General features: G+C 22.7%; 22 protein-coding genes. 16 read left to right on the forward strand and 6 right to left on the reverse strand.

Translation table 4 applies throughout. The features are described from left to right. Nucleotides 1–107: 107 nt before the first annotated feature. Together SHELI_RS02335 and SHELI_RS02340 are read right to left on the reverse strand one after the other, a co-directional pair. Nucleotides 108–722 carry a flavodoxin gene (locus SHELI_RS02335; RefSeq protein ID WP_069116309.1) on the reverse strand — a complete coding sequence of 205 codons (615 nt, stop codon included), beginning with the start codon at nucleotides 720–722 and terminating at the stop codon, nucleotides 108–110. Between the two features lie 88 nt (nucleotides 723–810). After that, complete coding sequence (locus SHELI_RS02340; protein ID WP_069116311.1) at nucleotides 811–1,176, reverse strand: MerR family transcriptional regulator; 366 nt, start codon at nucleotides 1,174–1,176, stop codon at nucleotides 811–813. Nucleotides 1,177–1,297: 121 nt separating this feature from the next. On the opposite strand from SHELI_RS02340, the gene SHELI_RS02345 reads away from it, so the two are divergent. From SHELI_RS02345 to SHELI_RS02390, 11 genes are all read left to right on the forward strand, one after another. Next, nucleotides 1,298–2,167 (forward strand): aldo/keto reductase, encoded by an 870-nt coding sequence (locus SHELI_RS02345; protein WP_069116313.1) that lies wholly within the window; start codon nucleotides 1,298–1,300, stop codon nucleotides 2,165–2,167. 810 nt (nucleotides 2,168–2,977) lie between these two features. Next, complete coding sequence (locus tag SHELI_RS02350; protein ID WP_069116315.1) at nucleotides 2,978–3,637, forward strand: hypothetical protein; 660 nt, start codon at nucleotides 2,978–2,980, stop codon at nucleotides 3,635–3,637. 85 nt (nucleotides 3,638–3,722) lie between these two features. Further along, entirely contained in the window at nucleotides 3,723–5,396 is a 1,674-nt protein-coding gene (locus SHELI_RS02355) for an ATP-binding cassette domain-containing protein (protein ID WP_069116317.1), read from the forward strand. A gap of 620 nt (nucleotides 5,397–6,016) precedes the next feature. Then, nucleotides 6,017–6,994, forward strand: a complete 978-nt coding sequence (locus SHELI_RS02360; RefSeq protein ID WP_069116319.1) for a hypothetical protein — start codon at nucleotides 6,017–6,019, stop codon at nucleotides 6,992–6,994. Nucleotides 6,995–7,591: 597 nt separating this feature from the next. Further along, on the forward strand, nucleotides 7,592–7,942 hold the full coding sequence (locus SHELI_RS02365; protein WP_069116321.1) for a hypothetical protein: 351 nt from the start codon (nucleotides 7,592–7,594) through the stop codon (nucleotides 7,940–7,942). A gap of 108 nt (nucleotides 7,943–8,050) precedes the next feature. Beyond that, nucleotides 8,051–8,539: a hypothetical protein gene (locus tag SHELI_RS02370; protein WP_069116323.1), complete on the forward strand. Its 489-nt coding sequence runs from the start codon at nucleotides 8,051–8,053 to the stop codon at nucleotides 8,537–8,539. A gap of 295 nt (nucleotides 8,540–8,834) precedes the next feature. After that, nucleotides 8,835–9,317 (forward strand): hypothetical protein, encoded by a 483-nt coding sequence (locus SHELI_RS02375; protein WP_069116325.1) that lies wholly within the window; start codon nucleotides 8,835–8,837, stop codon nucleotides 9,315–9,317. Nucleotides 9,318–9,433: 116 nt separating this feature from the next. Further along, on the forward strand, nucleotides 9,434–9,598 hold the full coding sequence (locus SHELI_RS06015) for a hypothetical protein (protein ID WP_157087572.1): 165 nt from the start codon (nucleotides 9,434–9,436) through the stop codon (nucleotides 9,596–9,598). A 235-nt stretch (nucleotides 9,599–9,833) separates the two neighbouring features. Beyond that, nucleotides 9,834–10,319 carry a hypothetical protein gene (locus SHELI_RS02380; RefSeq protein WP_069116328.1) on the forward strand — a complete coding sequence of 162 codons (486 nt, stop codon included), beginning with the start codon at nucleotides 9,834–9,836 and terminating at the stop codon, nucleotides 10,317–10,319. Between the two features lie 79 nt (nucleotides 10,320–10,398). After that, complete coding sequence (locus SHELI_RS02385; protein ID WP_069116330.1) at nucleotides 10,399–11,010, forward strand: hypothetical protein; 612 nt, start codon at nucleotides 10,399–10,401, stop codon at nucleotides 11,008–11,010. Between the two features lie 778 nt (nucleotides 11,011–11,788). Further along, complete coding sequence (locus SHELI_RS02390) at nucleotides 11,789–14,257, forward strand: hypothetical protein (RefSeq protein ID WP_069116332.1); 2,469 nt, start codon at nucleotides 11,789–11,791, stop codon at nucleotides 14,255–14,257. Nucleotides 14,258–14,458: 201 nt separating this feature from the next. On the opposite strand, the gene SHELI_RS02395 is transcribed toward SHELI_RS02390, so the two are convergent. Together SHELI_RS02395 and SHELI_RS02400 are read right to left on the reverse strand one after the other, a co-directional pair. Then, complete coding sequence (locus SHELI_RS02395; RefSeq protein ID WP_157087573.1) at nucleotides 14,459–15,850, reverse strand: hypothetical protein; 1,392 nt, start codon at nucleotides 15,848–15,850, stop codon at nucleotides 14,459–14,461. Nucleotides 15,851–15,854: 4 nt separating this feature from the next. Then, nucleotides 15,855–16,577, reverse strand: a complete 723-nt coding sequence (locus SHELI_RS02400; protein WP_069116336.1) for a hypothetical protein — start codon at nucleotides 16,575–16,577, stop codon at nucleotides 15,855–15,857. 305 nt (nucleotides 16,578–16,882) lie between these two features. On the opposite strand from SHELI_RS02400, the gene SHELI_RS02405 reads away from it, so the two are divergent. Beyond that, a complete protein-coding gene (locus SHELI_RS02405) occupies nucleotides 16,883–18,334 on the forward strand; it encodes a glycoside hydrolase family 32 protein (RefSeq protein ID WP_069116338.1) in 1,452 nt (483 codons plus the stop codon). Between the two features lie 109 nt (nucleotides 18,335–18,443). Further along, the gene (locus SHELI_RS06020; RefSeq protein WP_157087574.1) at nucleotides 18,444–18,608 is read left to right on the forward strand and encodes an ASCH domain-containing protein; all 165 of its coding nucleotides are present in this window, start codon (nucleotides 18,444–18,446) and stop codon (nucleotides 18,606–18,608) included. A 25-nt stretch (nucleotides 18,609–18,633) separates the two neighbouring features. On the opposite strand, the gene SHELI_RS06025 is transcribed toward SHELI_RS06020, so the two are convergent. Further along, nucleotides 18,634–19,776, reverse strand: a complete 1,143-nt coding sequence (locus SHELI_RS06025; RefSeq protein WP_198146107.1) for an IS3 family transposase — start codon at nucleotides 19,774–19,776, stop codon at nucleotides 18,634–18,636. A gap of 46 nt (nucleotides 19,777–19,822) precedes the next feature. On the opposite strand from SHELI_RS06025, the gene SHELI_RS06090 reads away from it, so the two are divergent. From SHELI_RS06090 to SHELI_RS02425, 3 genes are all read left to right on the forward strand, one after another. Then, entirely contained in the window at nucleotides 19,823–20,122 is a 300-nt protein-coding gene (locus SHELI_RS06090) for an ASCH domain-containing protein (protein WP_269745962.1), read from the forward strand. Between the two features lie 199 nt (nucleotides 20,123–20,321). Then, the gene (locus SHELI_RS02420; protein WP_069116342.1) at nucleotides 20,322–23,018 is read left to right on the forward strand and encodes a hypothetical protein; all 2,697 of its coding nucleotides are present in this window, start codon (nucleotides 20,322–20,324) and stop codon (nucleotides 23,016–23,018) included. 122 nt (nucleotides 23,019–23,140) lie between these two features. After that, on the forward strand, nucleotides 23,141–23,485 hold the full coding sequence (locus SHELI_RS02425) for a hypothetical protein (protein ID WP_069116344.1): 345 nt from the start codon (nucleotides 23,141–23,143) through the stop codon (nucleotides 23,483–23,485). Here SHELI_RS02425 and SHELI_RS05930 read toward each other — a convergent pair. After that, nucleotides 23,482–24,624, reverse strand: a complete 1,143-nt coding sequence (locus SHELI_RS05930) for an IS3 family transposase (protein WP_084449221.1) — start codon at nucleotides 24,622–24,624, stop codon at nucleotides 23,482–23,484. The genes SHELI_RS02425 and SHELI_RS05930 overlap by 4 nt on opposite strands. Nucleotides 24,625–24,664 lie beyond the last annotated feature (40 nt).

Here is a 24,664-nt window from a genome sequence, read left to right on the forward strand (position 1 = left end):
AAAAAATTTGTATGGAGAAAGCATTTTTTAAATTCAATTTAATTAAGAAATTTATTTTATATTTTTCTATAAAAAAACTTTTAAAATTAATAATTAAAAGTAAAGAACTATTCTGTAGTTTTAAGTTTATCTAAATATGTATTTACAAGTCATTTATCTACATCGTTTCTACTACTTGAATAAACTTCTTTTTCTATAATAGCATCTTTTGATGAATTATCTTTTAAATAGTTTAATGCTCTATTTAAATGTTCGCTTAAATAAGCAGAAGATCTAATAAATGGAAAAATATGTTTATTATCTAAGTTATAATGCTCCAAAAAAGAACCAATTATCATAGGTGCAACATGCCACCATATAGGAAAACCTAACAATATATATTCATAATTGTTTATATAATCTGGGTATTCCTTCATTTTTGGTCTTAAATTATTTACCGCTTCATTTTTTGCGTCTTCTGATAATTCTGAATAATTTGAAGAGTATGGTAATTCTCTTTCTATTTTAAAGGTTTTTACACCAAGTTTGTTAGCAATATAATTTGCCATATTCTCAGTGCCATTTGACCAAGAAAAATATACTACAATTGTTTTTGATTTTGTATTTTCGTTAGTGTTATTGTTTATTTCGTTATTTATATCAGGTGTTGAACAGCTGACAGCACCAATTGATAAATTAGAAACTAGTGCCACACTAAATACTCATTTTGAAATTTTTTTCAAAGATACCTCCTTATATTAAAGTCAAAATATTTTAACTTTAATATAATGGTAAAACATTAAAGTAACTCTAATGCAATACATTTTTGTACTAAATTAAAAGTTTTTTAAAAATTTCAATTTTATTTTTCAAAAAATTGATCTGTTCATCAATATCTTTTCGCATTTTTATTGCTATTTTTAATTGTTTATCTATTATTTGAAATCTCTCTTTCATTGTAGTTTCACCTTGCTCTATAAGTTGCAAATATCTTTGAATATTTTTTAGACTTAAATTAGTCTTTTTAAGACAAATCACAAGTTCTATAAATCTAAGATCATTTTCTTCTATATAACGATATCCATTAGTATCTCTCTTGAAACAAGTTAAAATATTTTTTTTATCATAATATCTGAGTGTATGTTCAGAAATAGAATACATTTTTGCTAAATTGTTTATATAATACTTTTTATTCATAAAATCACCTATTAAAAATATATCATATAAAATAAAACTTTTAGTTAATATATATTGACTTAGAGTAACTCTAATGATTTATTATATAATTAATTACAATTATGTAATTAGGAGGAAAACTATGAAAAAAATAAAATTAAATGATGGTAATGAAATGCCACTTATATCTTTTGGTACTTATCAAATAACAGATTTAGAATTATGTGAAAAAGCTGTATTAAATGCATTGGAAGTAGGATATCGTGCAATTGATACTGCACAAAGTTATTTCAATGAAGAAGCAATAGGTAATGCACTAGAAAAAACAAATGTTGCAAGAGAGGAAATTTTTTTAACTACAAAAATATGAGTGACTAATTATAATTCCAATAAGACAACTGAGTCATTTTATAATTCTTTAAAAAAATTGAAAACAAATTATGTAGATTTAGTTTTAGTTCATCAACCTTTTGGGTATTATAGAGAAGCATTGTCCGCACTTTTAAAATTAAAAGAGTTAGGTCATATAAAATCAATTGGTATATCAAATTTTTATGATGATAAACTGGCTGATTTATGCTTATTTAATGATAGTGATTTTATTCCAGCTATTAATCAAATTGAAATAAATCCATTTTTTCAAAGAGAAAAAACAATAGAAAATAACATGAAATATGGAGTTAAACCAATGGCATGAGCTCCATTTGCTGAGGGAAAAAATGATATATTTAATAACTTAATATTAAAAGAAATTGCAAACAAACATAACAAATCTGTAGCACAAGTTGTTTTAAGATGATTATATGAAAAAGATATTCCATTTATCACAAAAAGTATTAATATTGAAAGAATGAAAGAGAATATTTCTATATTTGATTTTAGTCTATCTAATGAAGATAAAGAACAAATTAAATCTTTGGATAAAGGTGTTTCACAGTTTTTTAATCATAATGATATTAACGGTGTTGAAATGTTATTTGAGTTAGTAAAAAAGAGGGGTGAAATTAAGTAATTTTAATTCTTATTAAACTAAAACATAATTGAATTGAGGGAAAATAGATCTAGTTAGTTCATTTGAATACAGAGTAATTTATATATAAAAAAATATTTTTAAAATGAAATGCAATTCATCAATTAAATATCATTTTAAATAATTTACATCAGTTACACATTTTATAAAAAATTAGATTAATTTATAAAATCTAATATTTTAATAGTAGAAATAAATTTTATTTTCTAACTTTAGTTGGATCTTATTTTTTAAGATAAGGATATTGAGTTAATTATTATTTAAAGTTTAATTAGTAAATAAAAGTAATAATTTCTCAATTTAATTGTTTTTATTTATTGTAAAATTTACTTATTTATTTTCTTTCATATTAATTAATAAAAATTAATTTTTATTAATTTTTTTTTTTTTTATTCATACATTCTAATGCCAAAATACTTATCTTTAAAAGTTATAATTTAATCTTTAGCACTTTATTCTTTTTTAACTTTAATTTTTTACCAATAGTTTTATTAATAAATAATTATGATTATAGTTAATATTATTTAATTTATCATTTTGTATGTCTTCTATAGACAAAAGTGTTTTATATTGTTTTAATATTATTTAATATAATTGAAAGATATATATTTATGTTCAATTTATTTTATTATTGTGTCTAAAATAATTACTTTTATATAATTATTCATCTTTGAATTATATTTTTGAAATAATTTATATTATTAACAGCTTATTTAAAAGTTTATAAACTTTTAAGTTTAAAGATATTATTTTATGGTAAGATAAACTATGTTAGAAAAGTAAAGGTATATAATGAAAAAAATATTAGGATTGTTAGGAGCTATTAGTATTGGTTCAGTATCAGCTTCAAGTGTTATTTCATGTGGAGATGGAACATCAAGTAAAGAAGTTGGTGAGATTGATAAAGATATTACTTCATTAGATGGTATAAGTAAAGATATTACTCTAAAAAAATCTGAAATACAGGAAGATAAAACGTCAGAAGCTATAATATCAAAAATTATTAAACAGTATTCAAAACCAAGTGAAAATAAGGATGAACCTGTTGATGATGTAATTAGTGGAAAATATTACTATTATTTAGGTTTTAATTATGAATATGTTGCTACCATTGCTCAAAATTATATTAAAGAAAATAAAACTGAAGGATTTGAAGGATATGATTTTAATTTCAAAACTATTCAACAAGTTTATGCATTTGCAAATTTATTCTTTAATAAAGTAGACGCTAAAACATTTATAAGTAAGTTATTTAAAATAGATGAAGTGTCTGAAGATAAAATCGAGCCATTTGTAAATTCAATTTTTAAACATTTATTTTTAGTAGAAGAAAAAACCATTGATAATGTAGTGCAATATGTCCTATATTCAGGAAGTTATAATTATGGTAAAGCAGATAAATCATTGTCTTATAATGGTGGGATGATTCTAAACGTCACAACTCAAGAATAAAAAATACTTATAAAGTATTTTTTTAATTCACGTATATAACATAATAAAATATCATTTTTACAAAAAACATGGGGTGTTATTTGATATGAAAATCTTTAAAAGTAATTATTTAATAGTTTTATTACAATTAACTATATTTTTTTCAACAATATTAATAATTGTACAAGTATTAATTAGTGAACAAATAATTTCTCTTTTACTCTCAAAGTTTTATGTCAGATTAGCTAAAACTGTTGGGTTGAATGATGAAGCCACACAATATTATCTATGAGATTTTTATCCTCATGTTTATTTTGATGGTTTTAGTGTCTACACATATTTATTTAAATATAAAATGTATTGAAATGATTGAATTTGAATCACAATAGTTATAATGGTATTTAATTTCATATTCTTATTTTTATCATTTTCATTATCAAAAAAGTTAGGTGTTTATAAAAGAAACGAGTATAAATATATATACTTGAAAAAACTATATATTGATAATAAATTAACTGGAAAACTATCTAAAGATAATTATAAAAATAAATTAATTGATACACTTGGTCAAGTTGAAGATTATTGAAAAAAAATTCCATTAATTCTTGGTCAAGTTGCTTTTATTTTTGTAGGTTTATCAATTGTGCTATGTTTAAAAAACTTTATGTTATACTTCATAGTTATGTCTTGCTTTTTAATTGTATTAGTACTGTGTTTGATTATTTGAGTTTTAAAGAATAAATATGTATTTAAGCATAAATCAATAGTTAAGAATCTTGACAAAGACTATGTAAATCTATGTGTAAATATAGATGAAATAAAAATAAGCTCATCGATTCAAAGAGAAAAAGATCTATTAATAACCAACAATAAAAATAAAAATAAAAAAATATCAATTATTGAAATATTTAATAATTTAATTAATAGCTTATTAACTTTCTTATGTCCTTTAGCAATGAGTGCATTAATAATAGGTATTGGTTTTGTATTTTCTTCAGATAGTTCAAAGATTGCAATATACTTACCTGTCTTTTTTATATCTATTGGTATGATGTGTATGCCTTTGATGCAACTAATCCGAAATATTAGAAATTTAAAATTATATAAATTAAATAATGATGATTTTAGTCTATTTTTAAATAAATTATCATTTAATGAGTTAATTAATTCAATAAGTCTAATGAATTTTTCAATTATCATAGATGAGAAATGCGTACTAAAAGATATTAATTACTCATTTGAAAAAAACAAAATAAATTATATTACCGGAAAAAATGGTATTGGTAAATCAGTCTTATTAAATTGTATAGCTAGATTAGAACTGAGTTATGAAGGTTTAATTAATTTTAATTCAACGGATTCTAAAACTATCGAAAATAACTTGAGCATTAGTTATATTGGTCAAAATTTAAATTTATTTGATAAATCAATTTTTGATAACCTGACATATGGAGTAAGTATTTTAAATAATGATATGTTGACCAATTTATTAAAAAGATTTAACTTATATAACAAGTTAATGCAACTTGATAATAAATTAGATACTATAATTGACAATGAAAGTATTTGATTATCAAAAGGAGAGTTACAAAAAATATTATTTATTAGAGTAATTTTACAAGACAGAGAAGTGCTATTACTTGATGAATTTGATAGTGCTTTTGACAAGGAATCAAAAGAAGTGGCATATGATATTTTAAATGATTTATCAAAAAATAAAATAATAATAGTTATTAGTCATAATAAAATAAAAAATACAAATTGTTTAAAACTCAGTTAAAGAGTATAAGATAATAAAAATTTTATCCTTATAATAACCTAAAAATTTAATTTAATAAATTCTCATTTGATAACTCAATTTCTTTAATAAACTATTTTTACAAAATAGTTAAAAAAAATTAATTATCTAACCATAATATAATAATATAAACCTTTTATAAAATAGATTACTTTCACCAATATTATAATTTTGAATTTAATTATAATAATTGTATATATTAAATTAAAATATAAGGTTACTAATTAACACTCTTTTAAAAAACCTAAGTAGACCATTTCTATACCATGGTCGTACTTGGTTTTTTTATTTTATGTATAATTAATTAATTTTTTATTAATATACTGTAATATATTTTAGAAAAAAGGAAGCTAAGTAGACCAGTTGTATATACAACTGGTTTTTATATTAGAAAGGAAAATATGCCTAGAAAGTATAGTGAAGATTTAAAAAAGAAAGCCTTAAAAAGGTATTGGTCATGAGAAAATTTAGATAAAATTGCTTTATAAATGAATATACAAACATCGATGATTTGACCGAAGAAATTTATCAATCAATGCTATAATAAAAATAGAATATTTATAATAATGGTAAAATAGAATTGTTAAAAATAAAGGAGAAAAATGAAAAAAATATTATATTATGTAGTGTCTTTTATGTTGGTTTTTCAAAGTTTTGTTACTATATCTTGTTCAGATAATCCCAGCGATATGCATGAAGAGAAAAACCCAGTTACAAAATTAAATTGAAATAATGAGGACGTTTCAGGACAGTTAGGAACTTTAAAAATTTATAATATAAATGAAAATAAATTGAATTTAGTTTCTGACAAATATAAATTTAGTTTTTCAGATAATATGTGAAAAAATAATATTGAAGTTAATAAAATTAACTCTTACTTTACAGATTCTTCAATACTTCAAATGCCTAGTGAAGAAAAACCTTATGATATTGAATTAATGAGTGCCATATCATTAAACATGTCTTCATTAGATAGTTTAATATTGGATGATTACATTAATGAAATGAATTTAAAAAAAGATACAAGGAAAATAGTACCTTCAAACTTATTTGTTAATAACAATGGTAATGGAGAAAAAAATGTGAGTTTTTTTACTTATAATACTTTTGCTATAGATGAAAATGGAAATAAAGTTGATGTATTTGTTAAAATACTTCAGATTAATTACATAATTGGAACTTTTTATTTAGATTTAGACAATATAATAAAAAACTTCAACGGATCCAATGATGCAGATTTTTACCTAAAATCAGATGAAAATAACAATTTAATTTATGAAACTAATAAGTTTAAAATTAATCATCCTACTATATGAGATAAATTGTCTGATTATTTTAGAAAAGTTTACTCAAATATACTAATAAAAGCTTCAGATAATGAAGTTTTAAAAAAAAGATTTAATATAGAACGCAAATCCACATACTATAATGATATTACTTTCAATTTAAATAAAACCTTTGTGCTTGATACTTTACAAATTAAGTCCCAAAAAACTGAATCTACTAATTCCAAATATATTTATTACTATAATAATAAGAATTCGACATTAGAAGCATTAATTTTTTTACCATTAAGTTAATAAAAGTACGCAAAAAAATTATTAAAGATAATAAACTAATATAATAAAATTTAAGTTTAATAAATATTAACGCCGTAACAACCCGGCGTTTTTAATTTGGGCGAGAGAAATAATTAGGGGATTTAAATAAAACCATTTATATAAAAAACTGCTATTAATAAAGCAGTTTTTATTTTGGTTATTAAAGATTAAGAGGGTGAGTAACTATCGCGAAATAATAGCGAATAAATAAATTTATTGATTTTAGATTAATAAAATATTTCATTAATAAATATATAACCGCTTTATTTTCTTAATATCAAGTCATGACATAAATTTAAAAACTTCATAATAAATAAATTATTAAAGTTTCTAGTTTGTTTTTATAATGTAAAAATGAGTAAAGATAACTTAATCTATGATTATAATATATGATTATAATCTATGATTGTTATCTAGAATTTATTCAATTATTAATTATTTTGTTAGTTAATTATTTTTATTTTAATACACTTTTATCTACATAATTATTTTTTAATCTAAGATTATAATCTAAGATTATAACTAGTGTTCTTTGAAAACTTATTAAACTAAACAATTATGGAAAGAGAAAATAACATGAACAAAAAAATATGGTTATTAAATCATTGGTTTAAAGGTTGAAATCCAAATAAAACAGCGTTTGCTATTCAATCACCATGAAATTTGAATGGAACAATATGATTTTATAAATCTTATTATTTGATTAGTAAATTTGATGGCTGATTTGGGATTGAAGTAAATATTAAAAATTATAAAACAAATCAAGATCATTATTATCAAGAGATTATATATGATTTTAGCAGTAAAAAAGTTAACCTAATAAAAGGAGAAGATATAGTAAATCATTTTGAGGATCTTAATAATGAAAAATCTGAAGCTTATAGAAATTTTGTAAAAGAAATAAAAACTGATAAGGAAATTAATTAATACGATTAAACAAAAATTAATATTGATCATGATTTAAGTTATTTAAATTTTAAACCTTATATTGAATTAATTAATAATGGAAAAAATAAGAAAATTAAAGGTATTTATTTGTATGGAATATTTGGAGTAGGTAAAACAGAACTTGTTAAATATTTATACTTAAAAATAAATAAAGCAAATAAAAAAATAATTAATATACAAAAATGAATTGCTAATTATCAATTATCGTGAAAATTTGGAAGTTTTGAAAATATCAATCAAACACCATCTGAAACTTTAAAAAGTAAAGAAGTTTTAATTTTTGATGATTTAGGAGCTGAATTTATACATTTTTCAACAGCACCCTACATATATAAATTATTTGAGTTAAGATATGAAACAACAAGATTACAAAATAATTTTATAACTATCATCACTTTAATCTATAGCATTGATGAGTTAGAAAAATATTATTTAAAAAGTTTAGACAATCAAACTTCTAAAAAAATAATATCGAGAATAAAAGGTATTGTTGATTTAGAAATTCGATTAGACGGTGATGATAAAAGAGATAGTGAAAAAGCAGAACTTATTAATTTTAATAAGGAAATATTTTAATTTTCCGCAGGGAAAAAACTGAAAGGAAAATAACATGAACAAAAGTATTTATTTAATTGGTGTTGGTGGAACGGGTGGTTTATTATCAGGTTAATTAGCAAAGTTCTTAAATAGTAATTATAATTTATTTTTAATCGATGGAGATAAAGTTGAGTTTAAAAATATTGTAATACAACCTTTTTAAATGCATGATGTTGGTTTGTACAAAGCAGAATCTTTATAAAAAAAAATTAATAATGTAAGTCAGTTTAAAAATTGATATAGTATCAATAAATTTTTAAATAGTAATTTGTTGTTGTTTAAAATAATTAACTCATCAGGTAAAATAAAAAATTTTGAAGATATAAATAAGTTAGTAATCATTAGTTGTGTAGATAATCATAAAACAATATTATTTATCGAAGAATCAATTAAACATATGTATTCTATTTGTAAATTAAGTGATTATTATAATATAAAAAATTTTGAGAAGTATGTTTTACATATTGATTCAGCAAATGAAGATTTATATGGAGATATTATTGTAAATTATTTTAGAAGTAATTTATATGTAATAAAACCTGAAAATGAAAAACAATTAGTTATTAGCGAAGAGCATTGTCAAGAATTAATTAATGATGGTGTAATTCAACAGTTTTCTGCCAATGATCAAGCTAGTAATATAATATTAAAAATCTTAAGCAATATTAATAAATGAGAGTATAAAAGTAGTCACATTAAATTTGATAATTTAAACAGTAAGATTGATTTCATAAAAAAAGATTATGACTGGACATAATTAGCTAGTTTTTTATATGGTTATAGAATTATTAAAAAAAGTGATATAGGCAGACTTAAGTATTTACAAAAAAGCATAATTAAGAGAATTTATATTATAATTGACAAAGAAGAAGAATGGTTGAGAATATATTAAGATTTAACATTATTTTTAAAGAGAATGATGAATTTCATATACATGAATCTATTTTATTAAACTTAAATGAAAGTTCTAGTGAACCTAGATTTATATTTAAAAAATATGAAAATAAGATTATAGTAACTAAGAAAAAAGGAAGCTAAGTAGACCAGTTGCGTATACAACTGGTTTTTATATTAGAAAGGAAAATATGCCTAGAAAGTATAGTTAAGATTTAAAAAAGAAAGCCTTAAAAAGGTGATGATCAGGAGAAAATTTAGATAAAATTGCTTTAGAAATGAATATTAAGGCTGGTTCTCAATTAATAAGATTTGAGATAAAAAAAGTAAACTTATTCATTATGATAGTAGAATTAAAACATGCAAAAAAGTCGAAATAATGAGTAAAAAATTAAAAAAAGAATTTGTATCTAAAGATTTAAAAACAAAAGAAAAAGAAAATAAAGTTTTAAAAGAAAAAATTAGACTTTTAAAAAAACAATTAAAGTTCGAAAAAGAAGAAAAGATATTAGCAATGGCAAGTAAAGAAATTTTGGAAAAGTCCATACCTTCTTGAACAACAACTATAATGTTGAACATGTTGAAGATGAGCATGAAGGACAAGATAATGATAATGGCAACAAAAGCTTATAAACATTATGCATGCTGTCAAATATATTATTTTATTGCAAAGCATGGCTTGGGAACTAATAGATTAATTAGTTATTTTAAAATTCATAAAAATACATTTTCTAAGTTTAAACTAAAAAATAATTTAGAGAATCCAATAATTATATTTAAAAATGGTCTATATTTTAATGATTTACCAAATTTTAATAGTCCTAGATATACAATAGCCAAAAAACTAATAATAGATATAATCTAAAAAATAATAGTTTGAAAGCGGCGCAAATTTAATAAGTAAGTGAATTTATGTAAATAAAGGCGTAAAAGTATCTGAAAAAATGATTAGAAAAATTAGAGTAGATCATCCATGAATATTAAATAATCCAAGTAGAAAGAAACGTAGTGTTAAGAAATCAGAATCAAAAAAACATAATATCTATGTTAGAGAAGACTTGGTGGAAATGAATTATAGTCGACCAAATATAATTGGTATGGATGGAACAAACTTTAAGATATTTTTAAATAATGGAAAAAACAGAAGTAAAATTAATTGTTTAATATCATATGATTGAGAAAAAAGAACTATAGTTAGTTATAGTTTTGATAAAAGTGAAAATTCAAATAGTGCATTATCTGTTTTTAAAGAAACAAATAACTATGCCATTGAAAAAGCAAATCAAAAGATAATACAATCTGATAGAGGTTCTGCCTTTGCTAATGAGCTTATTTTTAACTATGTAAATGAAAATGATTTTATAGTTCATTCTATGTCTAAAAAAGGCTTTAAACATAATGCACCAACCGAAAGTCTAAATGGATGAATTAAACAAAAATTTTATAAAACTTTTGGTAATAAATTTGAAAATAAGGAAAATTTTTATTATTATTTTAAGAAGTTCTCAAATATTTACAATAATTTACAACAAATAAAATATAATTTTAATATATAAAAGACCATTTATTATATTTGCAAATGGTCTACTTAACTTCCGTTATTCTAACTTAATTTATTTAACTATACTATAATAAAACAAAGGAGGATAACATGAATAAAAAAGAAACTAAAAAAAGTGATTATTACGAATACTCAGATGATCAATTAAGAGAGCTTCTTGAACAAATAAGAGGTTTAGACGAAGACTGATTTTAATAGCCTGAATTAAGAAAAATAAAGTTATTGGAATCATTATAGATTTTAAAAAAGAACTAGTTTTGATAGTTCTTTTTTAATTTTCTTCTAGATATAAATTTAAATTAAGCAAATATTTTTTTATAAATTAATTGAAAATTAAAAAAAAATTAAACTTTTTGTTGCTATTTTAGATTATTAGTGTTATAAAGAACTTAGAGAAATGCACTGTTTTCAAATGGATTAAAACATCATCGTTTCTATTTAAGTAAATAAGAGCGCTAAGGGTTATAAACAGGCTCGCATATTAAAAATTTCAAGTAAACTCGAGTTATGGTTATAAACATGCTCAAATTTAAAAATTTCAAGTAAACTAAAAGATTAAAATAATATAAGTAAAATAAAAGATTAAAAATTTCAAGTAAACTAAAAGATTAAAAATTTCAAGTAAACTAAAAGATTAAAAATTTCAAGTAAACTAAAAGATTAAAATAATTCAAATAAACACAATTTAAATTAAAAAAATAAAAAACTATTTATTATTAAATAGCTTATTTTGTTATACCAAAAAAACAATTATAAAAAGAGAGGACCTTAAAATGAAAAAGATTTTAAATTTTTTAACATTGCTTGGTGTTATTTTTTCAGCAAGCATAACAGCAGTATCATGTAGTTCACCACAAAGTAGTAATGTGGGAAATAATCAATCTAGTAACAACGATTCACAATACAGTGAGTTTGAAAAACTAAGCAAACACAAAATATTTTTGATTAATTTAGATGATCAAAATGTCAAAGAGTTTTTAAATTATGTATCAAATGATTCAAACAAAATTGGAGCAGAACTTCCACAATATACAATTGATAAAAGCAGTAATACTTTTACATTAAATTTTAGTGAAAATAAAAATATAACTTTTAATGTTGATTATAAAGTACAAGCTTCTAAATTATTAAATACAGACTCAATTGGTGAAATTGACCTTGTTGATAATTTTAATAATTTATACGATACTTTAATTAATAAATATTATTTTCCTAAAGAAATTAAAGAATACAAATTTAAACAAGAAGAAATTATCAATCAAACTTATCACTATGTTGATAAAGTAAATTTTAACTTTGATGAAATCTATGATAAAAGTTCATGAGATGATTATTACTTAAAATATTTTATTAATACTTATGGAAGTGTGACAGTTAATTTTTTACCAGAAAAAAGAATTGATAAACTAGTAGATCAAGAAATTATAAACTCATTTGCAGAAGTTTCAACTAATGATGTTTATGAATATTATTCAAATAAAGAAGGATTTAAAAGTAACTATGAAAAATATAAAATTGATGCAAAAAAATTTACAACTTATTATGATCGTGATTCTCAATTTTGTTTAAAGTATGAACAAGGTTTTTGAGGTTTTGTTAACATAGGTAAAAACAATCAAACACAATATGACTTAAATAAAATTACATTTACAACAGTTTTTAATGATAGTGAGCAAGTTGAAAATCAAAAAGAAATTTGAACAGAAAAAATAAAAAAAATTATTGTACAAAGTTCACAATGTAGTGACGATGATGTAAATAGGTATTTAGAAATAAATATCGACGAAAATTTAAGAAAGTACAGTGTCGCTCCAAAAAGTGATTTACCAAAAATATTCAATCCTTTTAAAAATATTTTAAAAGGAAATCTAACTGGACCTATCAAGGCTCAAACAGTTTTGAAAAATACTTATTTAGGAGTTGTTCCATGAAGTACAATTTATTTTAAAAAGCAAGGTCAAACATATTATAATAAAACTCAAATTATTGAAACAATTTCTAAAGTAAATGATTATGATGTTCAAGAAAATCAAGTCATGTTAGAATCAAATTCTTTTAGTGGTCAGGGGGAACTAAAAGTAAGTTTTGTAAAACCTTTTATGACTAGTGAAGATTATTTATTTGGAACAATTGTTTTTAAATTATCATATATTGGGGATAATAATATTCTTGAAACTGATGAAAATAAGTTTTCTTATGATGTTTGAATAGAAAATTGAAATAAATTTCTGAGTCTATCAGATAAAGCAGATATGTATTTTTATCGAACAATTACAAATACTAAAATTAACAAGTTTTATATTTATAACACTTTAACAAACAAAAAAGTAAATATTGATTTAGAACAAAAACTTAATGTTAAGGCAAATAGTATTAAAAATGTATTTGCTCTAAATGATTATTCAATTCTGGTTAGCTTTGAAGATATAAATCCAATTGTTGTAAATTTAACTGTTGATTCTGATGAAGTTACATTCACTAAACTAGATGCTGATGAATTGCTGATTGATGATGTTCAAGATGTTAAGTTTTCAAATGACAACATGTTAATATTAAATGGAACAAACGTCTTATTTAGTTTTAAAAACTTACAATTTAGTGAAAGAATAGGTGTATCAGGAGATTATGGTGAAATTTCAAATTATGAAATTTATGATGATCAAGTTATTTATGCAACAAACAAAAATTATGTATTTTATACAGTATTAAACTCAAATATTTTGCATAAAGTAAATTTAAGTAGTGCTTTAGGTAATGATGAAAGTAAAAAAATTAAGTTTATTTTAAAAAATAATTCAATTCATATATTTACTAAATCAATGCAAAACACAAGCTTTTGAACTTATTATCGCTATGATATTGATCAAGCTAATTTAAAAGCATCAAATAGTGTAATAGGTTTAGAATATAATCGTGATATTGATTCAGTATTTGTAGATAATTTGGGTAATGTTTTAGTAAGTTCTGTAAGTAGAATTGCAAATAACTATTATATATTTATATCTAGTATAAAAACTGTTGATGATAGTAATAAAGATATTGTCAAGATATTCTATACATTGTCAAAAACACAAATTAAAAATAATACTCATTTATCTGGATCAACTGGGATGGCTTTATTAAAATCAATTATTAGTTATGATAGTGTTGAGAATAAAGTTTATGTTTCAAAAACTATTTTTAATAGGTATGTAGGGGATGTTTATATTTATAAAGTAAATCAAGTTATTGCATATTATTAGTTATTATTTTAAAAAAATTTATAATATACTTTATTTAAATGCAAGTATATAAAATATTCAATAATTTGGCTAGAGTTTTTAAAGTTTATATATAATCTAATTTTGCATACCAAAAAAAGAAAAACCATTTATTAAAATATAAATGGTTTTTTCAAACTTTATTGTTATAAATACATGTTAATATTTAAATTAAATATTAATTTATTCTTCAACTCATTCATCATCATCATTAATTGTAATAGTTTTACTATAATTTTTAAAATTATATATTAAATCTTCTCCTTTATCTGATTTAAATACAAAGTCAAAGTTCATATTTACTTTCAATGGATCTTCATCATAAACATACTTTATAGCATTTATTGATATGCTTGTTTCATTACTAAAGTCTATTTCATAATCATTTTTTTTGACTCCGTTTTGGAATTCAAATGATGTTATATCACTTAGTTTTTTATCAAATTTTAAAACAAGATTTTTTATACTATTAGTATCAATATCTACAGAATAAACTTTTTTTTGAGTTAAATTTAAATTGTTTTTATAATTTTTAAATAAATCAATATTTTTAATACTAAATATATGACTCGCAGTTGTTTTGATACCATCAGCTGTAATTATCGCAACAACACTAGTAGGGTCTTTTCCTTCTCAGGACGCAATGTAATTATTTACATTATCATTATCAAAAAATAAATATCCTGAAACATATAAAACACCATCGTCTAATCTTTTAAAAATATCATACTTTGTTTTAAAGTGAACTTCTTGGTCATTAAATCGATAGAAAAAATCAATTTTTAAATTATTTATTGTAGGACCTCTATCAACAAAAAACTCAAACCTTTGTCCCATATTTGAAGTTTCATTATCGTTTTTTTCGTTTAAAAGAGTTATACTATCAATTTTTTTTGTATAAACTTTAGCTTGTAGAGTTGAACTTCCAAGACTTTCGCTGTTAAGTTTTAATAGTAATAAGACATCTTCTTTTAACTTATTTTCTTGAAATTTTAAGTGTAAATATCCAGCATTTAAATCAACTGAATAACTTTCTAACAAATACGAATATTCATAACTTACAAAACCAATTGTTACATTTTTTAATTTTTCTTTATTAAGTATTTTTAAATCCTTAGTTCCTGCTTCAGTAACGCCTATAAAACCAGTTTCTAATTCTACTCCAGTATGATATACTGATTTTAAAACTTGAAAAGACTGATTTACAAGAGCTTCACTTTTATCTGCTACAAATTTACTATCTTGTTTTTTTATTGCATATAATTTAAAATTAATATTATAATGCAAAGAATCTTCACCAATATTTTCTAATTTAATTAAATATCCTTCTTGATTTGCTTTTGATTCATCTAAAGTAATATAATCATAGTCTGTAAAAGCAGAAAAAACATCTGCTTCAATATCTCTGAAAGTAGAAAATCCGCTCTTTCTATTAACTATTTGTGCTTTAAATATTCTTAATATTTCTTCTTTGTAAATAAAAGGTTTTGTTTGTGGATTTGTGCATGAAGTTAAATACGACGCACTACTTATTGAAATACTAGACACTGATAATAAGCTTAATAATTTTTTCATATACTTATCCTTTCTTAATTGATTTTGCATAAATTGTTAATTCAGTACCTCAATCAATATTATCACCAGAAATTTCAAAAACTATTTCTATTTCTTTTTCTGTATAATTTGGTGTAAGTTCAATTACAATGCTTTGAGTTTTATTGTCGATTTTAAAACTTTTCAAACATTTAAAATCACTAGGATCATAGCCGCGATATAAACTTATTTTAGGACCAATAATTTTACTGTAGTTTAAAATTTTCTCCTTTATAACACTATCTCCACTAACTTCAAAAACATGTTCTTTAAATTCAACTACTTTAACTAAAGTATTATGCTTTGCTACTTTAAATTCTTTTGATGTTGCTTTATCATCTATAATTTTAAAATTATCATCAATTTTTTGAATTGGTTTAACAATTAATTTGATTGTTAAAGATTCATTATCTTCTGACATCAATTGTGAAGATACAAAATAACCTTCTCTTAGTATTTCAAAGCTGCTACCAAAAACAATGTATAAATCTAAAATAAAAGCATTGTAAATAATTTGATTAATATCATCAATATTATTAATATATAATGTATCATTTTTTAATTGTTGTTCAAACTTATCAAAAATTTGTTTATCTGTCATCATTTCCATATCAGGAAACTTTGACGACATTTTATTGCAACCAATTGCATAACTACTTATAGATGTTGTAATAGTAAAAACACCTATAAGGCTTAACATTCTTTTCATTATTCATTTCCTCATCTCACTCTTTTTCATTTTATCATATAGACTATAAGTTTATAAAAAAAAATTTAAGTATAAAATAACCTTTTTAAATAAAAATCTATTATATCAATTGCCAATTATATGGGTTATAAAACAAAAAATGTTTTATAATAAAGTTATAAAAATAGCTATTTTGTTATTTTTTAAGAAAGTTGGATTTTAAATTCAACCAAGTTTATAGCAATATGATTAGAAATATTGGCTGAAAATAGCATTAAAAATTAATTAAAAAAACACTTTTGAAAGGTATAAAAAGGTAAAAAAATATGAAATGAGAAAGAAATAGTTTAATAACAGACAAAGATTTAGATTTATTTAATGAATATCATACAAAAAAACAAAGTGATTGATATAATAATCAATTTCATTTATCAGGATATTGTGGTTCAATCAATGATCCAAATGGATTAGTATTTTTTGATAGTAAATACTTCATTTTTATGCAAAATTGTCCATTTAGTATTTATCACTATAATAAATCATGAGCTCTATACACAACAAAAGACTTTATTAATTATCAATATGAGGGGATTACTTTAACTCCATCAAACGATTATGATAAACATGGAGTATTTTCAGGGAGTGCAAGAGTTAATGATAAAGGTGAAATGGAAATTTATTATACTGGAAATATTGAATTTAATGATGTAGAAAGAACAAGTTATACTTTAAGAGCTTTAATTGATTTAAAAGAAAAACTAGTTAGTAAAGAATTATTATTTGAATGTGATTTAAAAAAATATACTGGTCATTTTAGAGATCCTGTTGTATTTGAAAAACACAATAAATTATTTATGATAAATGGGGCTCAAACAATCGATAAAAAAGGGGTTTTAGCAGTCCATGAATTTGTTGATAATAAATGAGAGTTTAAAAATCAAGTGGAATTAGATAAAAACTTCGAACAAAATTCATATATGGTTGAATGTCCTAACTATTTTAAAATTGATGAATCAGAATTTGTTTTTGCTTGTTTTGAACAAGACGCTTCATTAAAAGATGGAAGTCATTTTGTGCAATATCGAAAAGTTGATTTTCAAGAGAATGGAAGTTTTTCATTTTTGAGTGATTTGAGAAAAATAGATCTAGGTTTTGACTTTTATGCTCCTCAAGTATTTTCAAATACTGCTGATAGAAAGATAATGCTTGGTTGATTAGGTAATTCAAGATCAAATCCATTTCCTAAAGAGTTAACAACATGAAGTAACAACTTAACTGTCCCAAGAAAGCTAAGTGAAGTTAATAATAATTTATATCAATATCCAATTGAAGAGATGAATAATTTAAGAACAAGTGAAATCAACTCAAAAAGTGGACTTTTTAACTATGAAAATGGAACTGTCGAATTGCTAGCTGATAATATTGCTAACAAGGACTTTGAAATAAAGATAAAAAGTGATAATAAACAAATCATTATTTCCAATAAGAACAAGCAATTTATAGTTGATAGATCAAAAATGGACTATAATGATGAAGTGGAGTTACCTTCAGTTATCAACTTTGAAGACTTAAAAATAAACTCTTTAAGAATATTAATTGACAGAAGTTGTATGGAGATATTTATTAATAATGGAGAACATGCAATTTCAGTTAGAACATTTATAATTAATCATAAAGTAGTAGAATCAGACTTGAAAGAATCACAAGTTTATCAATTAAAAGGCTATAACATAGAGTGAAATAATACTTTATTTAAAAATGTTACAAATAAAAAATAAGCATTATTTATAGTTAGCTTTTGAATATTTTTGGTATAAATTATTAGAATATTTTGTATACATAAATATACATATGAGTTTATTAAACTGGTATTTTAAAAGGATAAAAATGAATACAAATATAGATAAATATTGAAACAAATTTATTAAAGAACAAAATATAGAACAAAATATTGGCTATAAAGAGCATTTCTACTTTGGAAATAATAAAAAATTGGCTAATAATTTAGCCAATTTAGTAATGATTGGAGTTAAAAAAGCTACGTCATCTTAAACTGGGAAAAACAAATTCTACAGTTTTAAATAATAGCGCCGGCAGTAGCTGGCGTTTTTCAATTCAAAATTTTTTGTATTCTTTTATTATTATATCAATCTATATATCAATCTATATGATTATAAATTTCATCAATATTCATTTTGTTTGTATTAATGTGATTTAGATACTCACCTTTTAAACAACTAAAAAAATACTCTATTTCTCTATTATCTAAGGAATTGCCAACTCTGCTCATTGAAGTTTGACAATTCATTTGTTTTACCAATTCTATAACTTCATTACTAGAGTATTGAGAGCCATGATCTGAATGTAATATAAAATTTGATTTATTAATTTTATTTAAAGTATCTATAACTAATTGCGAGTTGTTGTTTTTTGATAAACATCATGATTCAATTTTTTTAGTTTTATGACTAATAGCTGCAGATAAATAGTAATTATTTCCTTCTACCAAACCCGGAATGTAAGAAACATCAGTAGCAATTATATTGTCTATAGTAGGATTATAATTGCGCTTCACTAAATCCTTAAATTTAGTATTAATATTTTTTGATTCTGCTTGTCTTTTTTTAATTCGGGTTTTAATTATAAAACCTCATCTTTTTAGATAGTGCCTTAAAGTTCTATCGTTGATTGACATATGTTTTTCTTTTAATAAAACACTTATTTTTCTGCTACCATATATAAACTTGGACTCCTTTAATATTTCTTCAACTGTGTTTTTTAAATTATTGTATTTATATCTTCTAACTTTTGGTTTTTTGTAAAATGTTGTTCTATGCATTGATATAATTCTTGCTTTCATACTTATGTTTAGAGATTTTATTTTGCTAATCGCATTTCTTTCCTTTTTATCTCTCTGACTTTTTATTCAATCTTCAATTATTTCTATTTTTTGCTCTTCAGTTAGATCACTAATTATTCCTGGAATATCAGAATCATCTCTTTTTTTGTATCTTCCAGAGCCTTTTTTTCTATTTAAACTTTTCATACCATAATTATCTACTAAATAAGTTTTTTGTTTTATTCTTTTTTTAATAAATTGTGAAAATTTAATCTGTTTTGCTTTAATTATACGATATTCTTGTTCTGCAATTTGAATTCCTTGTTTTTTATATATTTGAATTATTTTCATTCATTCTTCTACAGTTAGGTTTTTTGACATAAAAAATTCTACACCTCTTTCTAGTGTAGAATTTATTTTTCCCAGTTTATCTTGCAAAAAACAGTATGAAATTGAAAAAGAAAATTTGCCTTGCATTGGCGATTATGCCATAGTTACTGACTTTTATAATCAACCAAAATGTATAATAAAAACAACCAAAGTTAGTTTTATAAGATATGGTGATATGACATATGAAATTTGCAAATTAGAAGGAGAAGATAAGAATCTAAAGTCATGAAAAAATAATCATAGTAAATTTTTTAGAAGAATAGCAAAAGATAACAATTTTGTTTTTGATGAAGATTTAGTGGTAGTTTTTGAAGAATTTGAACTTGTTTACAAATAAAATCTTAAATATTAATTAAGAAGCAAGGTTTTAATAACTGGTTTTTTTGATTCATTTTTTAAGTTTTTGTTAATAAAAAAATAAGCTAAGTTTTTTTATATATTTCTGAAATTTTCTTAAATAGTATTATAATTTATGTAGTAAAAATACTTTATGTTAAAAATAATTTGAAATTTATTTAAAGGGGTCTTTATTATTTATGAAAAAATTGTTGTTACTTATGTCTAGTTTTATGCTTACGGTCAGTGCTGGAAATTTGGTGTTTTCTTGCTCTCGAAATGAAGTGGAAAAAGTAAATTTATCTTCTTTAAAAGGGGATGATTTATCTATTGATATTGATTCTAACACTAAAACAGCAGCAGAAAGAGCTGTTATTAATAAAATAAACCAAACTTTTTCTATTAAAATAGTTAAAAATAGAGATTTTGACTCTAAGTTTTTTTGATCTGATGGTGATGAGACTGGGAATATTAAAATAATTGCTTCAAACAAGAGTAATTTAATAACTGGAACTGCTACTTTTTCTTTTAAAGCTAAAATTTCAAGCGATAAAAAACAACTTGCACAAATTAAAAATAGTAATCTTGGTAGTATTTCGGGTAAAGATAATCTTCCTTCACTAAAATTGATAATTACAAACTTGAATGATAAAAATGATAACTTAAATTTAACTGAAAGTGATGTTGATTTTTCACAAGATCCAACAATTTCATCTGCAATTATTCAGGCTAAAAGTAGTTCTGCAAGTTTTACAGGCTCATTAAAGGTTACTTTTACTTATACAATAGTTATAGAAAAAAAACGTCTAGGAGAAATTGACAATAAAGATTTAGGTAATATTTCAGATACAGAAGATCTACCATCATTGAAATTACTAGTTTCTAAACTAAATATTATCAATGATAACTTAGATTTAAATGTTAATGAAGTTAAATTTATAGAACAACCTTCAACATCTAGTGCAATTATCAAAGCTAAAAAAGAGTCTACTAATTTTGAAGGATCAGTTACTTTGAGATATGATTATGTAAGAAAATTTGAAAATTTATTCAATTTAAGTAATATAAAAGAAAAAGAAATATCTTCTTCAGATAATGCAGAAACTTCTATTAAAAGAAAAGCTGCTGTTATTATAGAATCTTATGCTAGTCAAGCTATTGAAAATATTGATTATAAATTTGATTCATATAGCCAAGCAACTGCAACATCCGATGGTTCTTTGACAGTTATTGCGCTTCAAAGCAGTCATTATTTAATAAATTCTTTTAAATTTACAATAAAATACAAAACAGATTTAGCAAAAATAATTAATAATATTTTATCTTTTGAAGAAATTTCTTTGGAAAAAGTTAAATCCAAAGTAGACCAAGTCATTTCAAGTTACAATTTATTTGCAAAAGCTGGTGTTGATTATGATTATGGTGATTACAAAGCAGCTAGCAAAACAACAGATGGATCTATCATAGTTAATGCAAAAACAAATAGTAGTTATTTAATAAACTCTGTTAAATTTACTTTAAAATACAAAGTAAATCTTGGTAGTCTTCCAACTAATTCCATAGCGATTAAAAGTGCTTCATTTGATAGTGCAAAATCAGAAGTGCAAAGAATAGTTTCAAGTTATTATAGTTTAGCAAAAATTGATGTGGATTATGTGCTGGAAAATTATAAAGCACCTTCAAATGATGATGATGGTTATGTATTGGTAAAAGCAACTGATAAAAGTTATTATTTTTATAACTTAGCAGTTTTAACAATTAAATATAATAAAAATTTAGCTGATTTAAAAAACATTACTTTAAAACCGAGCGCAAATATAAAAGACGCTGCATCTAATAGTGCAAAATTAGAAATAATTAAGTTTTCTTCTAGAGCAAAAGAAGGAGTTGACTATGAATTTGGTAATTATGTGCAACCAACTCAGGATTCAGATGGTTCATTAGAAATAAAAGCGCTGAAAAGTGATGGTTACTTATACAATACAACAAAATTTATTGTTAAATATAAAACAGAAGAAATTGTAAGAAAATTATCATTATCCGTAATTAAAAATGACGATTTAAAAGTAAGTCCATCTGGAAACTTAGAAAGTGATGTAAAAAAAGCTGTTATTAGTAGAATAGCAAGCGTTTTAAAAATAAATGTAAAAGAAAATGAAGATATTGTATTTAGTGGATTTAAACCTTCAAAAGTTAATGGTAACACTGGCTCAATTACGGTAAACGCAGTACAATCAAGTAAATTAGTTGAAGATGGTGCACAATTTATAACAAATTATTATGGAACTATTTTCAAGAGAGTAAATCTTTCAGCAATAGATACAACAAAAGTCTTGTTTACACCGAGTCGAAATACTGAAAGCATTTATATTCAATTGATAGAAGATTTTTTAGATAAAAATTGCAAAACTCCTGAAAAACCTGTTTATGGAAAAGACTATACTTATCGTGTATCTACAAAACCTAATAGAGTTAAAAAAGAAAAAAATGGTTATACAGCAGAAAACGGAACGATAATTGTTGAAGCTACTTCAAATAGTGATTGATTTGTGGGTTGAATGCGTTTTCAAGTAAAAGGGGAGATCAGAGATCTTTCGGAAATGAATAATGTAGATAAAGCATTAGTTAAAGCAGAAGTTCTCGAAAAATACACAAAAGATAAAGAATTTTATAAAAAATATATGACAAATTACATAGAAAACATTATGAAGGAAAAATATGACATGTTTGCTGTGCTAGGGGTTGATTATAATATCATTATTAAAGATGAAGATATTCCTGCAAAAGGCAAAATGGGATATATATACATACAACCACGCTTAATTCAAGACTCTGACTTATATAGAGTTATAACAAGGTTAAAAGTTAATTTATTAATGTATTGTACTTGCGTATAATTGATAATTATAAAAAAATAGATTAATTCACCAGAATTTATGGTGAATTTTTTTATTATTTAATTAGTTATAACTATTTGTTTATATTTTAAAATAACTATATACTTTAGATTGGACTAGTTATGGAAAATATTGTAAAAAAAGAAGATACCATTTTAAATAAATTAAAAAGTAGATTAGTACAAACTGACAAAAAAACTTTAGTATTTTTTAACAGTTTTAAAGAAAACTCTATGTCAATTGATTTACTTAAAGCATGTAATTCATCGGTTGCTAGTAAAAAAGGGTTTGATTTTACAAAAACTAATTATGAATTTAAAATAGTTGAAAATATCAATGAAACAAAAGACTCTAATAAGATTTTAAAAAATCAATTTAGTAAGATTTCAAAGAAAAATACCTTAATTTTACAAGAAAAAAATATTCATTCTTTATTAAACTGGGAAAAACAAATTCTACAGTTTTAAATAATAGCGCCGGCAGTAGCTGGCGTTTTTCAATTCAAAATTTTTTGTATTCTTTTATTATTATATCAATCTATATATCAATCTATATGATTATAAATTTCATCAATATTCATTTTGTTTGTATTAATGTGATTTAGATACTCACCTTTTAAACAACTAAAAAAATACTCTATTTCTCTATTATCTAAGGAATTGCCAACTCTGCTCATTGAAGTTTGACAATTCATTTGTTTTACCAATTCTATAACTTCATTACTAGAGTATTGAGAGCCATGATCTGAATGTAATATAAAATTTGATTTATTAATTTTATTTAAAGTATCTATAACTAATTGCGAGTTGTTGTTTTTTGATAAACATCATGATTCAATTTTTTTAGTTTTATGACTAATAGCTGCAGATAAATAGTAATTATTTCCTTCTACCAAACCCGGAATGTAAGAAACATCAGTAGCAATTATATTGTCTATAGTAGGATTATAATTGCGCTTCACTAAATCCTTAAATTTAGTATTAATATTTTTTGATTCTGCTTGTCTTTTTTTAATTCGGGTTTTAATTATAAAACCTCATCTTTTTAGATAGTGCCTTAAAGTTCTATCGTTGATTGACATATGTTTTTCTTTTAATAAAACACTTATTTTTCTGCTACCATATATAAACTTGGACTCCTTTAATATTTCTTCAACTGTGTTTTTTAAATTATTGTATTTATATCTTCTAACTTTTGGTTTTTTGTAAAATGTTGTTCTATGCATTGATATAATTCTTGCTTTCATACTTATGTTTAGAGATTTTATTTTGCTAATCGCATTTCTTTCCTTTTTATCTCTCTGACTTTTTATTCAATCTTCAATTATTTCTCTTTTTTGCTCTTCAGTTAGATCACTAATTATTCCTGGAATATCAGAATCATCTCTTTTTTTGTATCTTCCAGAGCCTTTTTTTCTATTTAAACTTTTCATACCATAATTATCTACTAAATAAGTTTTTTGTTTTATTCTTTTTTTAATAAATTGTGAAAATTTAATCTGTTTTGCTTTAATTATACGATATTCTTGTTCTGCAATTTGAATTCCTTGTTTTTTATATATTTGAATTATTTTCATTCATTCTTCTACAGTTAGGTTTTTTGACATAAAAAATTCTACACCTCTTTCTAGTGTAGAATTTATTTTT

It is taken from the genome of Spiroplasma helicoides (assembly GCF_001715535.1).
Taxonomy (GTDB): domain Bacteria; phylum Bacillota_I; class Bacilli_A; order Mycoplasmatales; family Mycoplasmataceae; genus Spiroplasma_A; species Spiroplasma_A helicoides.